Source organism: Aquabacterium sp. A7-Y (assembly GCF_026153205.1).
In the GTDB taxonomy this organism is placed as follows: Bacteria; Pseudomonadota; Gammaproteobacteria; order Burkholderiales; family Burkholderiaceae_C; genus Caldimonas.
Genome location: NZ_JAPFBW010000003.1, coordinates 20,883 through 38,182 on the forward strand (window position 1 = coordinate 20,883; position 17,300 = coordinate 38,182).

The 17,300-nt window shown below is 69.8% G+C and carries 15 protein-coding genes and 1 pseudogene; 14 read left to right on the top strand and 2 right to left on the bottom strand.

Features of this window, described 5'->3' with window-relative positions:
• Positions 1-32: 32 nt before the first annotated feature.
• The 13 genes and pseudogenes from OOT46_RS03185 to OOT46_RS03245 all read left to right on the top strand — a co-directional run bounded on the left by OOT46_RS03185 (position 33) and on the right by OOT46_RS03245 (position 13,728).
• Entirely contained in the window at positions 33-824 is a 792-nt protein-coding gene (locus OOT46_RS03185; RefSeq protein WP_265402137.1) for a DUF2007 domain-containing protein, read from the top strand.
• A gap of 239 nt (positions 825-1,063) precedes the next feature.
• Positions 1,064-1,528 (top strand): cache domain-containing protein, encoded by a 465-nt coding sequence (locus OOT46_RS03190; RefSeq protein WP_265402138.1) that lies wholly within the window; start codon positions 1,064-1,066, stop codon positions 1,526-1,528.
• Between the two features lie 72 nt (positions 1,529-1,600).
• On the top strand, positions 1,601-3,148 hold the full coding sequence (locus OOT46_RS03195) for a methyl-accepting chemotaxis protein (protein WP_265402139.1): 1,548 nt from the start codon (positions 1,601-1,603) through the stop codon (positions 3,146-3,148).
• A 143-nt stretch (positions 3,149-3,291) separates the two neighbouring features.
• Positions 3,292-4,488, top strand: coding sequence for an ABC transporter substrate-binding protein (locus OOT46_RS03200; RefSeq protein WP_265402140.1), 1,197 nt, complete (start codon positions 3,292-3,294; stop codon positions 4,486-4,488).
• 12 nt (positions 4,489-4,500) lie between these two features.
• Positions 4,501-5,382 carry a LysR substrate-binding domain-containing protein gene (locus tag OOT46_RS03205; protein ID WP_265402141.1) on the top strand — a complete coding sequence of 294 codons (882 nt, stop codon included), beginning with the start codon at positions 4,501-4,503 and terminating at the stop codon, positions 5,380-5,382.
• 142 nt (positions 5,383-5,524) lie between these two features.
• Complete coding sequence (locus OOT46_RS03210; RefSeq protein ID WP_265402329.1) at positions 5,525-6,733, top strand: ABC transporter substrate-binding protein; 1,209 nt, start codon at positions 5,525-5,527, stop codon at positions 6,731-6,733.
• A gap of 66 nt (positions 6,734-6,799) precedes the next feature.
• Positions 6,800-7,669, top strand: a complete 870-nt coding sequence (locus tag OOT46_RS03215) for a branched-chain amino acid ABC transporter permease (RefSeq protein ID WP_265402142.1) — start codon at positions 6,800-6,802, stop codon at positions 7,667-7,669.
• A gap of 2 nt (positions 7,670-7,671) precedes the next feature.
• Positions 7,672-9,651 carry an ABC transporter permease subunit gene (locus tag OOT46_RS03220; protein WP_265402143.1) on the top strand — a complete coding sequence of 660 codons (1,980 nt, stop codon included), beginning with the start codon at positions 7,672-7,674 and terminating at the stop codon, positions 9,649-9,651.
• A gap of 12 nt (positions 9,652-9,663) precedes the next feature.
• Complete coding sequence (locus tag OOT46_RS03225; RefSeq protein ID WP_265402144.1) at positions 9,664-10,386, top strand: ABC transporter ATP-binding protein; 723 nt, start codon at positions 9,664-9,666, stop codon at positions 10,384-10,386.
• Positions 10,387-10,394: 8 nt separating this feature from the next.
• A pseudogene (locus tag OOT46_RS03230) lies at positions 10,395-11,135 on the top strand ((Fe-S)-binding protein); the annotation flags it as partial.
• A gap of 16 nt (positions 11,136-11,151) precedes the next feature.
• Positions 11,152-12,573, top strand: coding sequence for a LutB/LldF family L-lactate oxidation iron-sulfur protein (locus OOT46_RS03235; RefSeq protein WP_416136147.1), 1,422 nt, complete (start codon positions 11,152-11,154; stop codon positions 12,571-12,573).
• Positions 12,570-13,220, top strand: coding sequence for a LutC/YkgG family protein (locus tag OOT46_RS03240; RefSeq protein WP_265402330.1), 651 nt, complete (start codon positions 12,570-12,572; stop codon positions 13,218-13,220). The genes OOT46_RS03235 and OOT46_RS03240 overlap by 4 nt, the downstream gene beginning before the upstream one ends.
• Positions 13,221-13,326: 106 nt before the next feature.
• Positions 13,327-13,728 (top strand): cupin domain-containing protein, encoded by a 402-nt coding sequence (locus OOT46_RS03245; protein WP_265402146.1) that lies wholly within the window; start codon positions 13,327-13,329, stop codon positions 13,726-13,728.
• 144 nt (positions 13,729-13,872) lie between these two features.
• On the opposite strand, the gene OOT46_RS03250 is transcribed toward OOT46_RS03245, so the two are convergent.
• Positions 13,873-14,364, bottom strand: a complete 492-nt coding sequence (locus OOT46_RS03250; RefSeq protein WP_265402147.1) for a hypothetical protein — start codon at positions 14,362-14,364, stop codon at positions 13,873-13,875.
• Between the two features lie 214 nt (positions 14,365-14,578).
• Here OOT46_RS03250 and OOT46_RS03255 point away from each other — a divergent pair, with 214 nt between their 5' ends.
• Positions 14,579-15,754 carry a DUF1615 domain-containing protein gene (locus OOT46_RS03255; RefSeq protein ID WP_265402148.1) on the top strand — a complete coding sequence of 392 codons (1,176 nt, stop codon included), beginning with the start codon at positions 14,579-14,581 and terminating at the stop codon, positions 15,752-15,754.
• A 12-nt stretch (positions 15,755-15,766) separates the two neighbouring features.
• Here OOT46_RS03255 and OOT46_RS03260 read toward each other — a convergent pair whose 3' ends face one another.
• The gene (locus OOT46_RS03260) at positions 15,767-17,266 is read right to left on the bottom strand and encodes an MFS transporter (RefSeq protein ID WP_265402149.1); all 1,500 of its coding nucleotides are present in this window, start codon (positions 17,264-17,266) and stop codon (positions 15,767-15,769) included.
• Positions 17,267-17,300 lie beyond the last annotated feature (34 nt).

Consider the following 17,300-nt stretch of genomic DNA (forward strand, 5'->3'; position numbering starts at 1 on the left):
AGACAGTTCCACCCTCACTGTCACCGAGAACCATGAAGACCGTCTACCAAGCTGCGAACGGGGTCGAGGCCCACATGATCGTCGACCTGTTGAAGCAGGAGGGTGTGTCGGCACACATCCACGGCGAACACCTGCAGGGGGCCATCGGGGAACTGCCGGCCAGCGGTCTCGTGAGGGTCGCGGTCGACGACGCCGATGTCGAGCGGGCGCGCGAGACCATCGCCCGCTGGGAGGCGACTCAGCCGGAGGAGCCGAAACAGGACGTCCCCGCGCGCCGCTCGCGCGGCTTCACGGGTTTCCTGCTGGGCCTGGTCCTCGGGGTCGCGGCGTGTTATGCCGCGTTTCGCGCGCCGGTGGAGGTCGACGGCATCGACCACAACCGCGACGGCGTGCTGGACGACCGGTGGACCTTTTCCCCCACCGGTCGGCCCGTGAAAAACGAGGTCGACCGCAATCTCGACGGCAAGACGGACTATGCCTCCCTCTTCGACGAGCGGGGGCTGATCGTCTCCGGCACATCGGACGACAACTTCGATGGCGTGTTCGAGACGCGTGCGATCTACCGGCAGGGCAACCTCATGCTGACCGAAGCGGATACCGACGGCGACGGCTACTCCGATCTGCGCTCGGATTTCCGGGACGGTGTGCTGTGGTCGACCGAGTACGTCGACCCGTCTACCGGCCGAGCGGCGCGGGTCGAATACTTCCGGCTCGGCAAGCTGGCGCGGGCCGACATCGACACCGACCGCGACGGTCGTCTCGACACCCGCGTGCCTTACTCGCCGCTGGGCGAGGAGGGGCCCCGCCAGCGCATCGACGGATGAAGGCGAACGCCGCTGGCGGGCTGAGACGGCGTTTTAAGCCGGTTGTCAACCGGATCTGATCAAGGCCGGCGCTGTTTACGGGATTCCCCTAGTCGAGAGACCTCCTTCTCCTGCCGAAAAAGGGAGGGCGTATCGATATCAATCGATACGTTCCGCGCTCCGCGGCAGGTCGTGACAGCACCGACGCAGAGCGCTTGTGCAGTGAGTCGCGCAAGGGTTAAGCGCAGAGGGAGATCTTCATGAAGTGGTTCGCCAAGCTGATGTCGGCCGTTCTTCTCACCGCCCTGTCCATGGGGGCGGCGCAAGCAGCCGGCGAGAAGGGCACGGCCAAGGAGGCCGAGGCCATGACGAAAAAAGCCGTGGCCTACTACAAGGAGCATGGCGCCGAGAAAGCGTTTGCGGAATTCAACAAGCCTGACGGGCAGTTCCGTGACCGCGACCTCTACATCTTCGTCTACGACAAGAAGGGCACCGTGCTGTCGATCGGCAGCAATCCCAAGCTGATCGGCAAGAACCTGATCGACATGAAGGACGTCGATGGCAAGCCCATCATCCGCGGCTTCATCGACATCGCCTTCGGGCCGGCGGGCAAGGGCTGGTGGGACTACAAGTGGCCCAACCCGGTCACCAAGGCGGTCGAGCCGAAGTCGAGCTACATCGAAGGCGTGGGCGACGTGTTGATCGGCTGTGGCATCTACAAGTAAACAGCTGCGTAGAGAGAGAAAAGGCAGCCGGGGGCTTCGAGGCCGCCCGGCTGTTCGAGCAAGGAGGCAATCATGTGGCTCAGAAACATGCGCATCGGGACGCGGCTCTACCTGGGCTTCGGCCTGGCGATCCTGATGCTGGCCGCCGCGCTGCTGATCGCCGGCGTCGTCGGCCACCGGGACCGCAGCCGGCTGGTGCACGGGCTGGACCGCTCGGCCGAAAAGGCCGGGCTGGCGCTGGCGATGCGGACGTCCATCCTCGCGAGTGCGGTGGGCATGCGCAATCTGGTGCTGCAGGGTGAGGTCGGCCCGATCCAGCAGGAGGAGCAGAAGGTGCGCGAGCACCTCAAGGCCTTCCAGCAAGCGCGTGCCCGGCTGGTCGAGATCGGCGGCCTGTCGGCCACCGAGCAGCAGACCCTCGACGCGCTGCTCAAGCTGGAGAACGAGCTGCAGCATCCCTTCACCCAGGCCGTCGCGCTGTCGCTGGCGTTCGACAGCGAGGCGGCCATCGGCGTGATGAACAAGCAGGTCGACCCGCTGCAGCAGAAGCTGCTGGCGCGCCTGGGCGAGTTCGCTGACCTGCAGACGCAGCAGACCAAGGAACTGTTCGAGGCCGCGGAAGCCTCGGGCCAGGACGTCAACCGGCTGATGACCGTGGTGGGTGTGATCGCCGGGCTGGCCGCGGCTGCGGCCGCGGTGGTCATCACGCGCAGCATCAAGGGCCCGCTGGCCGAGGCGGTGGTGGTGCTGCATCGCATCTCGCGCGGCGACCTCAGCCGAATGGCCGAGGACCGCGGACGCGACGAGGTCGCCCAGGTGCTGGCGGCGCTGGGCGCGATGACACGCGACCTGACCGCGATGGTCCAGCGCGTGCGGGAATCCTCCGACACGATCGCGCTGGCCTCGCGCGAGATCGCCAGCGGCAACAGCGATCTCTCGGCCCGCACCGAAAGCCAGGCCGCGGGCCTGCAGCAGACGGCTGCCTCGCTGCAGCAGCTCACCGACCGCGTCAGGATCAACGCCGAGCATGCCCGCAACGCCAATTCGCTGGCGGTCGCGGCGGCCGGCGAGGCGGAGGCCGGCGGCAAGCTGATGGGTGAGGTGGTCGGCACGATGGACTCCATCCAGTCGGCCTCGACGCGCGTCAACGACATCATTGGCGTGATCGACGGCATCGCCTTCCAGACCAACATCCTGGCGCTCAACGCGGCGGTCGAAGCCGCGCGGGCCGGCGAGCATGGCCGCGGCTTCGCGGTGGTCGCGGCCGAGGTCCGGGTGCTGGCGCAGCGCTCGGCGAGCGCGGCCAAGGAGATCAAGGGCCTGATCGCCGAGTCCGGCGACCGCGTGCGCGACGGGGCGCAACTGGTGTCCCGCGCCGGCCGCACCATGGAGGAAATCGTGCGCGGCATCAAGGCGGTCACCGAGGCCGTGGGCAGCATCACCCACTCCAGCCACGAGCAGGCCGAGGGCATCGAGCAGGTCAACGTGGCCGTCGAGCAGATGGACCACGGCACCCAGCAGAACGCGGCCCTGGTCGAGCAGTCGGCCGCTTCGGCGATGAGCCTGCAGGGCCAGGCGGCGCGCCTGGTCGAGGCGGTGGCGGTCTTCAAGACCGCCTGAGCGGGGCCGGCCGCTTCGGCGCCAGAAGCGTCGCGGTCCCTGCCGTATGTCACGCGGGCACCAGCGGGAAGAGGGTTCCACCTGATCCCCGCTCGATGAAACAGGTTGCAACATCGGCGGCAACTACAACGTCGGAGACAACCATGACACGGGCTCGACTGCTGCTTGCCGCCTTTTTGACCTCGCTGACCGGGCTTGCCGCTGCGCAGACCCCGCAGCCCCTGCGTGTGGGTTTCGTCTGCCCGCTCAGCGGCGGCTCCCAGGAGTTCGGCAACAGCGCGCGCCTCGGCGCCGAACTGGCGGTCAAGGAAATCAACGAGGTCGGTGGCTACCTGGGCCGCCAGGTCGAGCTGGTGGCGCGTGACGACAAGGGCGACCCCGACGAAGGCCGCCGGCAGGCCGAGGACCTGGTGCTCAAGCAGAAGGTCGACTTCACGGTCGGCTATTGCAACACCGGCGTGGCGCTGAAGTCGCTGGACCTGTTCCAGGACAACAAGCACCTGCTAATGGTGCCGGTGGCGACCGGCTCGGCCGTCACCGCGAAGTACCCGGCCGACAAGAGCTACATCTTCCGCATGTCGGCGCGCGACACGCTGCAGGCGGCCTTCCTGGTCGACGAGATCGTCAAGCGCGGTTTTACGCGCATCGCGGTGTTCGCCGACACCACCGGCTACGGCGAGGGCGGGCTCAGGGACGTCGAGAAGTTCCTGGCCGAGAAGCAGCTCAAGCCCGTCTATACGGCGCGTTTCGACCTCGGGGTGCGCCGGCTCACCGAGCAGGTGCAGCAGGCCCGCGCCGCCGGGGCCGAGGTCATCCTCGGCTACACCATCGGCGCGGAGATGGCGGTGCTGGCCGAGGCGCGCGCCCAGGCGCGCTTCGACGCTCCGCTGTATGGCCCCTGGACCTTGTCCTTCCGCACCTTGCCCGAGCGCGCCGGCCCCGCCGTCGAGGGGGCGATGATGGTGCAGACCATCATCCAGGACCTGTCCAACGAGCGGCGCGCTTCTTTCCTCGCCCGCCTCAAGCGCCATGCCGGGGCGCAACCCCTGGGCTCGCTGATGGCGGCGGCCCAGACCTACGATGCGGTGCACCTGATGATGCGGGTCGTGTTCCAGACCCGCGGCAACACCTCGGCCGATGCGCTGAAGCAGGCGCTGGAGAACCTCGACCGGTCCTATGCCGGGGTGGTGACGAGCTACGACCGGCCCTTCTCGGCCGCCGACCACGATGCCTTCTCGCGCAACATGATCTGGCTGGGCGTCTGGCGCAAGGGCGAGATCCAGTTCTACTATCCCGACGACGCCAAGCGCTCCAGCTTCATCCGGCGCAAGGAGTCCTGAGCGGCGGCTTCCATGAGCGGACACCGGATCCCGCCCATCCAGGGCCTGCTGGCTTTCGAAGCCCTCGCGCGGCTGCGCAGCGGTACGCTGGCCGCCGAGGAGCTGAACGTCACGCCCAGCGCGGTCAGCCACCGCATCCGGCAGTTGGAGTCGCAGCTCGGGATCAAGCTGTTCTCCCGTGGCGACTTCACGCTGACGACCGACGGTGCCGCCTATCTCGCGCGCGTGCGCGAGGCGCTGACGGCCCTGCAGCAGGTGCCGGGCCGCAGCGCCAGCGGCGGCGCGACCCGGCTGCGCGTGGCGGTCACGCCGACCTTCTCGCGTCAGCTGTTGTTGCCGCGGCTGGCGCTGTTCCGGCACGCCTACCCCGACATCGACCTGATCCTGCAGGTCACCATTCCGATGCTCAACGTGACGGCCGAGGAGGCCGACATCGAGCTGCGTTTCGGCACCGGTCCCTACCCGGACCGCGAGTCGGTGCGGCTGCAGTCGGACACCGTGTGTCCGGTCTGCAGCCCCGAATACCTCAACACCGCGGGCCCCTTCGACGGCTTCCAGAGCGACGAGACGGTGGGCCGTGCCCGGCTGATCCGCTGTCCGCTGGAGCCCTGGCGTACCTGGTTCACCGAGTGCGGGCTCACGCTCACAGAGCCGCGTGAAGGGGCCCAGTTCAACGACATCGGGCTGGTGCTGGATGCCGCGGTGGCGGGCTTCGGCGTCGCCCTGATGCGCATGAAGCTGGGCGCGGCCTGGCTCGACAACGGCCGGCTGGTGCGCCTGTCGGAGCGCCAGGTGGCCTCGCCCAACCACTATTTCCTGTGCTGGCAGCCCGGTGCGCTGGAGCGCTGGGAATGTGCCGCCTTCGTCGAGTGGATGAAACAGTCGCTCGGCTGAGAGCGGTGTCGCGCGTCGCTTGAAAATCGCTCAAGCGCGCGCCCAAGAAGTTTCAACCGGCAGCTGTCGCGTCTTCCTAAAGTGGCTACGCAGAGACGGGGATCACACCCGCTCGCCACCACCCAAGGAGACAGACAGCATGATGAAACGACGCCACAGCCTCACCCTGATCGCCGCGGCCACCCTCGGCCTCTCGCTCGGGACCTCCTCCGGCGCCCTGGCCGCCGAGCCCATCAAGGTCGCCGTCACGGCCCCGCTGACCGGCGGCTCCGCGCCCATGGGCGTGAGCCTGCGCGACGGCATCAAGCTCGCGGCGGCGGAGATCAACGCCCAGGGCGGTGTGCTCGGCCGGCCGCTGCTGCTCATCGAGCGTGACGACGAAGGCAAAAACGAGCGTGGCGCCCAGGTGGTGCAGGAGCTCATCAACAAGGAAGGTGTGGTCGCCGCGCTGGGCATCGTCAACACCGGGGTCGCGCTGGCCAGCCAGCGCTTCTACCAGGAGGCCAAGATCCCGGTGATCACCGGCGTGGCCACCGGCTCCACCGTCACGCGCCAGTTCCTGCCGCCGCAATACCCCGACAACTATGTCTTCCGCGTGGCGGCCAGCGACAGCCTGCAGGCCGCGATGATCGTCGAGGAGGCGGTCACCCGGCGCGGCTTCAAGAAGGTCGCCATCCTGGCCGACTCGACCAACTACGGCCAACTCGGCCGCGAGGACCTCGAGAAGGCGCTCGCGAAAAAGGGCATCACGCCGGTCGCGGTCGAGAAGTTCAACGTCAAGGACGTGGACATGACGCCGCAGCTGCTCAAGGCCAAGGCGGCCGGCGCCCAGGTGGTGCTGACCTACGCGATCGGCCCCGAGCTGGCGCAGATCGCCAACGGCATGGTCAAGCTGGGCTGGAAGGTCCCGATGCTGGGCAGCTGGACCCTGTCGATGTCCAACTTCATCGACAACGCCGGTCCGAACGGCGAGGGCGCGCGCATGCCGCAGACCTTCATCCAGGAGCCCACCTCGCCCCGGCGCAAGGCTTTCATCGAGGCCTACCAGCGTGCCTACAAGGTCGAGCGCATGCCCTCGCCGGTGTCCGCCGCCCAGGGTTATGACTCGGTCTACCTGCTCGCCGCCGCGATCAAGCAGGCCGGCACGACCGAGGGCCCCAAGGTGCGCGAGGCGCTGGAAAACCTGAAGGAGCCGGTCGAAGGGGTCATCACGACCTATGTGAAGCCCTTCTCGCGCGAGGACCACGAGACCGTGGACGAGCGCCTGCCCGTGATGGGTGAGGTCCGCAAGGGGCAGGTCGTCTACGCCTACGACGACGACCGCAAGCGTGTCGCCGCCGCGGGCAAGTAAGGCCTGGCGGTCGCGGGCCCGACGGGCCCGCGGCTCCCTTCTCTTGTTTTGTTTCGGAGACTGTGCATGGACGTGCTCCTGCAGATCCTTTTCAGCGGTATCGCCCTCGGCATGATCTACGCGGTCATCGCCTTCGGCTACCAGCTGACCTTCGCGACCTCGGGCACCCTCAACTTCGGCCAGGGCGAGGCCCTGGCGGTGGGGGCGCTGATCGGGCTGTCCATCGCGGCGCAGCTGGGCTACTGGCTGATGCTGCCGCTGGTGCTGCTGGCCGGTGCGCTCTACGGCATCGGCGTGGAGCGCCTGGCGGTGCGGCCGGCGCTCAAGATCAAGTCCGAGGGCTGGATCATGGCGACCATCGCGCTGGGCATCATCATGAAAAACGTCGCCGAGAACCTCTGGGGCAAGGACGACGTCAAGTTCCCCTCGCCGGTGCCCGAGGTCCCCCTGCAGGTGCTGGGCGCCAACGTGATGCCGATGGAGCTGGTGGTGGTGGGCGGCGCCCTCGCGCTGATGGCCGCCGTGGAGCTGTTCAACCGCCGCTCGATCTACGGCAAGGCGGTGGTCGCGACCGCGTCCGACCGCGACGCGGCGGGGCTGATGGGCATCCACACCGGCCACGTCATCACCTTCTCCTATGCCTTGTCCTGCGCGACGGCCGCCTTCGCGGGTGTGCTGGTGGCGCCACTGACCCTGACCGGCGCCAGCATGGGCGCCTCGCTCGGCTTGAAGGCCTTCGCGGTCGCCATCATCGGCGGGCTGACCTCGGGGCTGGGTGCCATCGCGGGCGGCCTGATCCTCGGGCTCGCCGAAACTTTCACCGGCTTCTACATCTCCACCGGCTACAAGGACGTGCCAGGGCTGGTCCTGCTGCTCGTGGTGCTGGCCCTGAAGCCGGCCGGGCTGTTCGGCAAGACCGCCATCAAGAAGGTCTGATCATGAAGCAGTTCCCCACCAAAACCCTGCTCGGCGGCCTGGCGCTGGCCGCGCTGGCGGCCTTCCCGGCGGCCGTCCCCAACCCCTACTACCTGCACCTGGTGATGGTGATCGCCATCTACGCCATCGTGCTGTTCGGCCTCGACATCGTGGTCGGCTACACCGGCGAGGTGTCGCTCGGCCATGCCGGCCTGTTCGGCATCGGCGCCTATGCGGGCGGCGTGCTGTTCGCCAAGCTGGGGCTGCCGTTCTGGCTCGCCATTCCCGCCGCGATCGCGCTCACCGCCGGCTGCGGCGCCTTGCTGGCCTTGCCGGCGCTGCGCGTGACCGGTCCGTACCTGGCGATGGTGACGCTGGCCTTCGGCACCATCGTGCAGATCCTGATCAACGAGATGGACTTCGTCACCCAGGGCCCGCAAGGCCTGCCGGTGCCCAAGCCCGAGTGGTTCGGCCACCGCATGTCGCAGGTCGAGTTCTACTACCTCGTGATCGCGCTCGCGCTGCTGGCCCTGCTGGTGGTGCACCGGCTGCTCAACTCCCACGTGGGGCGCGCCTTCGAAGCCCTGCGCGGCAGCCCGGTGGCCTGCGACTGCATGGGTGTCTCGGTCTACCGCAACAAGGTGCTGGCCTTCGTGATCAGCGCCGCCTTCGCCGGGCTGGCCGGGGCGCTGTTCTCGTTCTCGGAGGAGTACATCGCGCCGGCCACCTTCAACTTCGAGCTGACCATCCTGTTCCTGCTGGCCATCACGCTGGGGGGGCGCAAGACGCGCAGTGGCGCGGTGATCGGGGCCACCATCGTGGTGCTGCTGCCCAACCTGCTGTCCGACGTCCAGCTGTTCCGGGGTCTCACGGTGGCGATCGCGGTCGCGGTGGCGGTCTACGCCGGGCAGGCGCTGCTGCGTCGCCGGGCGACATGGCGGCAGCTCGCGGTGCCGCTGGCCGGCATGCTGGCCTTTGTCGTGTTCGCGTTCGCGCTGGAGGACATCGCCGAGCACCGGCTGACGATCTTCGGTCTGCTGATCCTCGCGGTCGTCTACTACCTGCCCGACGGCATCATGGGCCCGGTGCGCGCTCTGGCCCGGCGGCTGCGGCCCGCGGCTGCGGTCGGCCGCGACCTGGCCTCGCCCGGCAAGGCCCCGGCGATGGCGCTGCGGACCGTCGCGAAGGCCGGCAGCGGCGGCGCGCCCCTGCTCGAGGCCCGCGGCGTGGTGATGCAGTTCGGCGGCCTGAAGGCGCTCAACGAGGTCGATCTGTCGGTTGCGCCCGGCTCGGTCCACGGACTGATCGGCCCCAACGGCTCGGGCAAGAGCACCATGATGAACGTGCTGACGGGCATCTACACACCGACCCGCGGCAGCGTCGGCTTCGAGGGCCGCTCGCTCGCCGGACGCAGCTCCTCGGACATCGCGCTGGCCGGTGTCGCACGCACCTTCCAGAACGTGCAGCTGTTCGGCGAGATGTCGGCCCTGGAGAACGTGCTGGTCGGGCTGCACCACGGCTATCGCGCCTCGCTGGTCGACGTGGTGCTGCGCACCCGCCGCTGGCGCGAGGAAGAGCAGGCCGCGCGGGCGCATGCGGCCGCGCTGCTCGATTTCGTCGGCCTGGCCGGGCTGGACGGCGAGGAGGCCCGCAACCTGCCGTACGGCCAGATGCGGCTGCTGGAGATCGCCCGCGCGCTGGCACTGGCGCCGCGCGTGCTGCTGCTGGACGAGCCGGCTGCCGGCCTGCCCCCGGCCGAGCTGCCGCAGCTGGTCGCGATGATCCGCAAGATCCGCGACCACGGCATCGCGGTGATCCTGATCGAGCACCACATGGATGTCGTGATGAGCCTGTGCGACCGCGTCACGGTGCTCGACTTCGGCCAGAAGATCGCCGAGGGGCTGCCGGCCGAGGTGCAGCGGCATCCCAAGGTGATCGAAGCCTACCTGGGTGCGGCGGCCGAGGAAGTGCCCGCCGCCGTCCCGCAAGCCGCCATCGCGTAGGAGGAGACAGTCATGCTGAAGATCGACAAGCTGCGTGCCGGCTACGGCGGCACGGACGTCCTGCACGGGATCTCGCTGGAGGTACCGCAGGGCCGGGTGGTGAGCCTGATCGGCTCCAATGGCGCCGGCAAGACCACCACCATGCGGGCCATCTGCGGCATGGTCAAGCCCAGGGCCGGCTCGGTGCGGCTCAACGGCATCGACGTGGCCGGGCTCGATCCGCACCGCGTCGCGCGGCGCGGGCTGGCGCACTCGCCCGAGGGCCGGCGCGTTTTCCCGACCCTGACGGTGGCGGACAACCTGCTGCTGGGCGCCTTTCCGCGCCTGACGGGCAGCCGCCCCCGGGGCGACGTGCAGGGCGACCTGGAGCGCGCGATGGAGCTGTTTCCGCGCCTGAAGGAGCGGCGCCTGCAGCTGGCCGGCACGCTCTCCGGCGGCGAACAGCAGATGCTCGCGATGGCGCGGGCCGTGATGCTGGATCCCGACGTCGTGCTGCTCGACGAGCCGTCGATGGGCCTGGCGCCGGTGCTGGTCGAAGAGGTGTTCCGCATCATCCGCCGGCTGCGCGAGCGCGGCATCACGATGCTGCTGGTCGAGCAGTTCGCGGCCGCCGCGCTGGAGGTCAGCGACTATGCCTACGTGCTGGAGAACGGACGCATCGCGGTGCATGGCGAGGCCCGGCAGCTGAAGCACGACCCGGCCGTGCGGGCCGCCTACCTCGGTGGGGTGCACTGATGGAGCCGGTGCGTGTGGGCTTGTTCGTCACCTGCCTGGCGAACCTGATGCGGCCGTCGGTGGCCTTCGCGAGCGCCAAGCTGCTGACCGAGGCGGGCTGCCGCGTCGAGGTGCCGGCACGCCAGGTGTGCTGCGGGCAGCCGGCGCTCAACAGCGGCGCCCGCAGCGATGCCCGGGCGATCGCGAAGCAGGTCATCGAGGCCTTCGAAGACCACCAGCACGTGGTCGGCCCGTCGGGCTCCTGCATGGCGACCTTGCGCCACGCCTACCCGGACCTGTTCGTCGAGGACCCGGTCTGGGGCCCCAGGGCCAACCGCCTGGCCGCGCGCAGCTGGGAGCTGACCAGCTTCCTGACCGACGTGATGGGCATCACGCAGCTGCAGGCCCGCCTGCCCGGCACGGCGACCTACCACGACAGCTGCGCGGGACTGCGCGAGCTGGGCGTGAAACGCCAGCCACGCGAGTTGCTGCGCTCGGTGGAAGGTCTGAAGCTGGTCGAAATGAAGGACGGTGAGGTGTGCTGCGGCTTTGGCGGCACCTTCTGCGTCAAGTACCCCGAGATCTCCGGCAAGATGGCCGGCGACAAGGCGGCCAACGCCGAGGCGACCGGGGCCGAGCTCCTGCTCGGCGGCGACCTCGGATGCCTGCTGCACCTGGCGGGACGGCTCAAGCGGCAGGGCTCTACCGTGCGCGTCTACCACGTCGCCGAGGTGCTCGCCGGCATGGCCGACGCACCCGGCATCGGTGACCCGGGGGCGCCTGATGCTGCCCGCCAGCCAGCACTTCAAGCAGCGCGCGCGCATCGCGCTGAAGGACATCAGCCTGCAGTCGGCGCTCGGCAAGCTGGGCGAGGAGGGTTTTGTCGCGAAGCGCGCCCGGGTGGTCGCCGAGACGCCGGAGTTCGAGTTCCTGCGCGACGAGGGCCGGCGCATCAAGGACGATGTGCTGCAGCACCTGGACATCTACCTGGAGCGCTACCAGCAGGCGGTCGAGCGCAGCGGCGGCGTGGTGCACTGGGCACGCGACGCGGCCGAAGCACGGGAGATCGTGCTGGGCATCTGCCGGCGTGCCGGGGCCCGGTCGGTGGTGCGCGGCAAGTCCATGGTGGGCGAGGAGATCGGGCTGGCCGAAGCGCTGGAGGAAGCCGGCATGGAAGTCGTCGAGACCGACCTCGGCGAGTACATCGTGCAGCTGGCCGACGAGCCGCCCAGCCACATCATCGCGCCGGCCATCCACAAGACCCGCGCCCAGGTTGCCGAGCTGTTTCGCGCCGCGCACGCGAAGCTGGGACAGCACGGCCCGCGGGAGCAGGTGGCCGACCTGGTGGACGAAGCCCGCCAGGTGCTGCGCGGCAAGTTTTTCGCGGCCGACGTCGGCATCACCGGCGCCAACTTCCTGGTGGCCGAGACCGGCTCCGGCCTGATCGTCACCAACGAAGGCAACGGCGATCTCTCGGCCACCTTGCCACGTGTGCACATCGTGACGGCCGGCATCGAACGGGTCGTGGCCACCCTGGACGACGCGAGCACGCTGCTGCGCCTGCTGGCCCGCAGCGCGACCGGTCAGGCCTGCGAGACCTACACCTCGCTGCACACCGGGCCGCGGCGGCCCGGCGAGACCGACGGCCCCGAGGAGTACCACGTGGTGCTCGTCGACAACGGCCGCACGCGCATGCTCGAAGGCGAATTCCGCGAGATGCTGCGCTGCATCCGCTGCGGCGCCTGCATGAACCACTGCCCGGTCTACGGCGCGGTGGGCGGGCATGCCTACGGCTGGGTCTACCCGGGGCCGATGGGGGCGGTGCTGACACCGCTGTTCGTCGGCTTGGACCAGACCCGCGACCTGCCCAACGCCTGCACGTTGAACGGCCGCTGCCGCGAGGTCTGCCCGGTCAAGATCCCGCTCAACGACCTGCTGCGCAAGTTGAGGACCTTGCAGTTCGAGCAGGGCCTGGCGCCGCCGGCGACACGCTGGGGTGTCAGGGCCTGGGCCGCGGTGGCCCGGCGACCGTGGCTCTACCAACTGCTGGCGTGCCTGGCTGCCTTCGGCTTGCAGCGGCTTGCGGGCAGGCGAGGGCGCTTGCGTTCGCTGCCGCTGGCCGGCGGCTGGACCCTGGTGCGCGACCTGCCGGCGCCGCAAGGCGAGACCTTCATGCAGGCCTGGAAGAAGCGGGAGGCGGCGCGATGACGGACACACGAGCTCTGGTCCTCCAGCGCATCCGGGATGCGCTGGGCCGCGGCGCGCTGAGCGGCATCGCGCTGGCGCAGGTCGGCGCACGCACCGCTCCCCGGGTGGGCTCGCCCGGGCCCGCGGGCAGGGCCGAGTGGGTCGAGCAGTTCGTCGCACGAGCGACGGCGCTGTCGATGACCGTGGCGCGGGTGGTGAGCCGGGAGGAGGTCGCGGGTGCGGTGGCGGCCTATGTCGCCGCCCAGGGGCTGGCACCTCGCGTGGTGGCAGCGGCGCCGCTCGCCGCGCTGGCATGGCCGGCGTCGCTGAGCGTACGTATCGGGCCGGCCCAGCAAAGTGACGCGGTCGGCGTGACGCCGTGCTTCGCGGCGATCGCCGAGACCGGCAGCCTGGTGCTGCTGTCCTCGGCCGCCTCGCCCACCAGCCTGAACTTCGTGCCGGACGACCATATCGTTGTGCTCGGCCGGCAGCAGATCGTCGGCCGCCAGGAGGAGGTCTGGACACGCCTGCGCCGCGGGGGGATGCCGCGCGCGGTCAACATCGTCTCGGGCCCGTCGCGCACTGCGGACGTCGAGCAGGTGGTGCAGCTCGGGGTGCATGGCCCGCGGCGTGTGCATGTGGTGCTGGTGGAGCAGGGCGGCGACTGAGTCGCCGGAACCCGAGCGCCGGGCGGGCATCCGGCGTGCTTCTCCCGTCGTGGAAGCGGCGGGCACCCGCGTGCCGGCCGCCACGTCGAATCTTCAGGAGACCTGCATGGCCATGCCACACGCGCAACCGCTCGACATCATCAGTGTCCGCCCGCTGGGCGCAGCCCTGGGCCAGGTGCAGAGCACCAGTCTGCTCAAGACCGAGCGGCTGCAACTGCTGCATCTGGTGCTGCGCGCCCACCAGGACCAGCCCGAGCATCACGTGGACGAGGAGTGCACGATCCAATGCCTGGAAGGCGACGTCGAGGTCGTGATGCCGGGCGGCACGCGGCGGCTGGGGGCGGGTGAGCTGGTGGTGCTGCCACCGCAGCAGCGGCACTGGCTGCGGGCACGCAGCGATTCGGCCGTGCTGGTCACCCTGTTGTTGCACGGCGGGGACGCCGGGCATGGCGGCGGCGCCGGTGCGCGCAGTCTGCAAGGCGATGCGGGGAAGGGGACCGGCCGCTGAGGGCCGGCGTGCGAGGGCTCAGGCCACCCCGGTATCGGCCTTGGCACTGACCACCACACCACCTCGCTGAACTGGAGCACCGCCTAGGAGAAGCCGCGGCGGGGAACAAGCGGGCCGCGGCGTCCCCGTCGACAGGGAAGGGCCTCAGGGTCCGATGCGGTACAGCGCGAACGGCCGCAGCTGCGGGTCGTCCGTTCCGAGCGGGCCGTAGAGGCACAGCGCCGTGATGTGGCTGGCCGCCAATGCACGCTGCAGCCCGAGGACCCGGTAGTTCAGCCGCAGCGCCTGGCCCGCGACACCGACCTCAAGCATCAGCATGCCGGGCAGCATCGGGTTGTCGGGCGCCGCGATGAAACTGCCGGCGAAAGTCTGCGGTACCCCGGAGGGGGCCGAGAACAGCCCGCTGAAACTGCCGCGGGCGAGAGGACTGGCGGGATCGGTCGGGACAACCAGCAGGCCCAGGTTGAGCGGCCGGTTCACCACCATCTGGAGGGCGCCGGCATAGTTGCCCGACAAGCCTCGGTAGTCGGCGATTGGCGCGCCGACGGGGATGCCGGGACATTCGGGCATGGGCTGGCCCGAGGCGGGGCGAGCGAAAGCCAGCGCCAAGAGGGTGAGGGCAAGACGGCTGAGCATGAACGGACCTCCTTGCGAAAGAGAGGGGCATGGGGCACGGTAAGGGGGCCGCGACCGCGGCGTACCGGGGACGGCCCGCAAAGATTGTGCGTCCGCGGCCCCGGGCCCGAGTGGGACAGTCGCTCAGCCAGCACGAAGGGGCGGGTCGGCCACGCGCCGGCCTGAGGCTTTAGAGTTGGCATCCCGGCCTGTGATGGTCGCTGCCTGTCGCGAGATGCTAGCCCCTCCCCCAGCCCTTCCCGATGGAGATTCGCCTCACCCCTGCACCCTGGCGGCCCTGACTTTCAGCCTGCTGCTGGCAGCCTGCGGCACGGCGGGCCGGGGTCCTCAGCCGGAGCCGGTGCGGCCGGCCGACGCCCGCGCACTGATCGTGTCGCTGCTGCCGCCGGGCATCCCGGATCGCGCCGGATGGGCGACCGATCTCCATGCTGCCCTGACGACCCTGGAGCTGGTGCCCAGCAGTGACAACATCTGCGCGGTGCTGGCGGTGACCGAGCAGGAGTCGACCTTCCAGGTCGACCCGCCGGTACCTCGGCTGGCCGAGATCACCTGGCAGGAGATCGACCGCCGCGCCGAACGCATCGGGGTGCCGGCCCTGGTGGTCCGCACCGCCCTGCGGCTGGCGTCGCCCGACGGACGCAGCTATGCGGCGCGCATCGACGCCGCGCGCACCGAAAAGGAGCTCAGCCGCATCTTCGAGGACTTCATCGGCATGGTGCCGCTGGGCCGGCGCCTGTTCGGCGACTACAACCCGGTGCGCACCGGCGGGCCGATGCAGGTGAGCATCGCCTATGCCGAGCACCACGCGGCGGCGCGGCCCTATCCCTATCCGGTGGACGACGGGCTGCGCAACGAGGTCTTCACGCGGCGCGGCGGTCTGTACTTCGGCACCGCCCACCTGCTGGACTATCCGGTGGACTACGACCGCATGCTCTACCGCTTCGCCGACTTCAACGCCGGGCACTACGCCAGCCGCAATGCGGCTTTCCAGCACGCGCTGTCGATCGCGACGGGCATCCCGCTGGTGCTGGACGGCGACCTGGTGCGCCATGGCGACGAGGGCAGCGACCGTCGTCCCGGCAGCACCGAGAGCGCGGCCCTGTCGCTGGGTCCGCGGCTCGACCTCGGCGCGGCGGCGATACGGCGCGCGCTGGAGCAGGGCCAGGGGCCGGGCTTCGAGCGCACCGCGCTCTACCGGGAGGTGTTCGCGCTGGCTGAGCGCGCTGAGGGCCGGGCGCTGCCGCGGGCGGTGCTGCCGCGCATCGCGCTGCAAAGCCCCAAGATCACGCGCAAGCTGACCACCGAGTGGTTCGCCTCGCGGGTCGAGGCGCGCTACCGGCGTTGCCTGGCGCGTGCCCGGACACAAAGCGCCGGGCCGTCGCCGGGCTGATCCGCGCGTTGCCTATTTGCCGCCTCCCGCGCGCGGCACCGGGCGCAGATAGAGCCGCCGGTCGAACAGCCGCCCGAAGGTGAACAGGCTGCCCAGCATGCCGCCCACGCTGGAGAGCTGGTTGACCGTTCGCACGGCTTCCAGCGCGAACTGCTGCACCACGACACGCTCGCTGACTTCCTTGCCTTCGCTGACCTTGGACAGCCGGTGCAGGACGTAGAGGCCGGCCAGCGCGGACAGCGCGAACAGGAACTCCCAGTGGGTGAAGGAGATGACGGCCCACTCGTTCATGCGGCTGCTGCCGGCCCACTCCAGCACCAGCGCGAGCTTGATGCGTGCGTTCTCCAGCCACTGCGCCATCGCGCCGGCCAGCAGGGGCGCGACGCCACCGAACACCGCGCCGGTCAGGCTGACGGCGGCCAGGTAGGCCGTGGCCTGGCCCTGCGGCGCCAGCTTGAGGCCGATGTTGCCGTTGGCCAGGCCGATGCCGCCGGCGGCCGCGCCCATCACGATGTGCAGCAGGTAGAGCAGCGGCAGCGTGAAGGCATGCCGGGCCGGCTCGGCCACGAAGGCCAGTGCGAGCATGCAGGCGAACCAGGCCGGCAGCGCGACCGACAGGATGCCCTTGTTGGTCAGCCGGTCCGAGATGCGGCCCCAGGCGTAAAGCGTCAGTGCGTTGGCCAGCTGGCTGACCACCCACAGGGTCGTGATGGTGCCCAGCGGATAGCCCAGCTGCTCCATCAGGAAGACCGTCAGGAAGGGCGCGGCAAAGCTGGAGGCGAGGTTCCAGCCCGCCATGAAAACGAGGAAATTGCGGAAGTTGGTGTCGCCGAAGGGCAGCTTCAGCCGCGACCAGACGCTGCCGTGGGCCCAGACGTCCGGCATCTTGTGTTCGGGCACGCGGGCCAGATACCGGCAGCTGATGAAGCCGGTCAGCGCGCCCGCGACCAGGCAGACCGAGTAGGCGTAGATCTTGTTGTCGAAGGGCGCGTGGTCGACGAACAAGCCGGCCGCGAGGGTGCCGACGCAGGCGACGGCGGTGCCCCAGAACAAGCGCCGAGCGAAAAACGCCCCCAGTCCTTCCTGCGGCAGCAACTGGTGCAGCCAGGAGTTCAAGGCGCAGGCGCAGACCGAGCCGAGCGCCGAGATCACGATGTGGGCGGCGATCAGCAGGCTGAGCTGCGTGGGCGCGTCGGAAAGGAAAGGCAGGGAGGCCAGCAGCAGCACCAGTGCGCGCGCCGCGGTGAGGCACAGCACGGCGATCTTGCGGCGCTGGCCGAGGCGCTCGACCAAGGCGATGGCCGGCAGCTGAACGGCCTGGGCGAACAGCGGGATGGCGGCCAGCAGGCCGACATGCACCGGCCGGGCGCCGAGCGCGAGCGCAAAGCCGACCAGGATCACCCCGCCGTGCAGCGAGCCGGCCAGGCTGCCCCAGGCAGAGTCCTTGACGAGGTCGTGCTGGCCTCTTTCGACGTCGGCCGGCGTGACGTGTTCATCGGGGCGGAGTGGCATGGGGCCAGTCCAGCAAGCCCGGGACCCGTGCGGA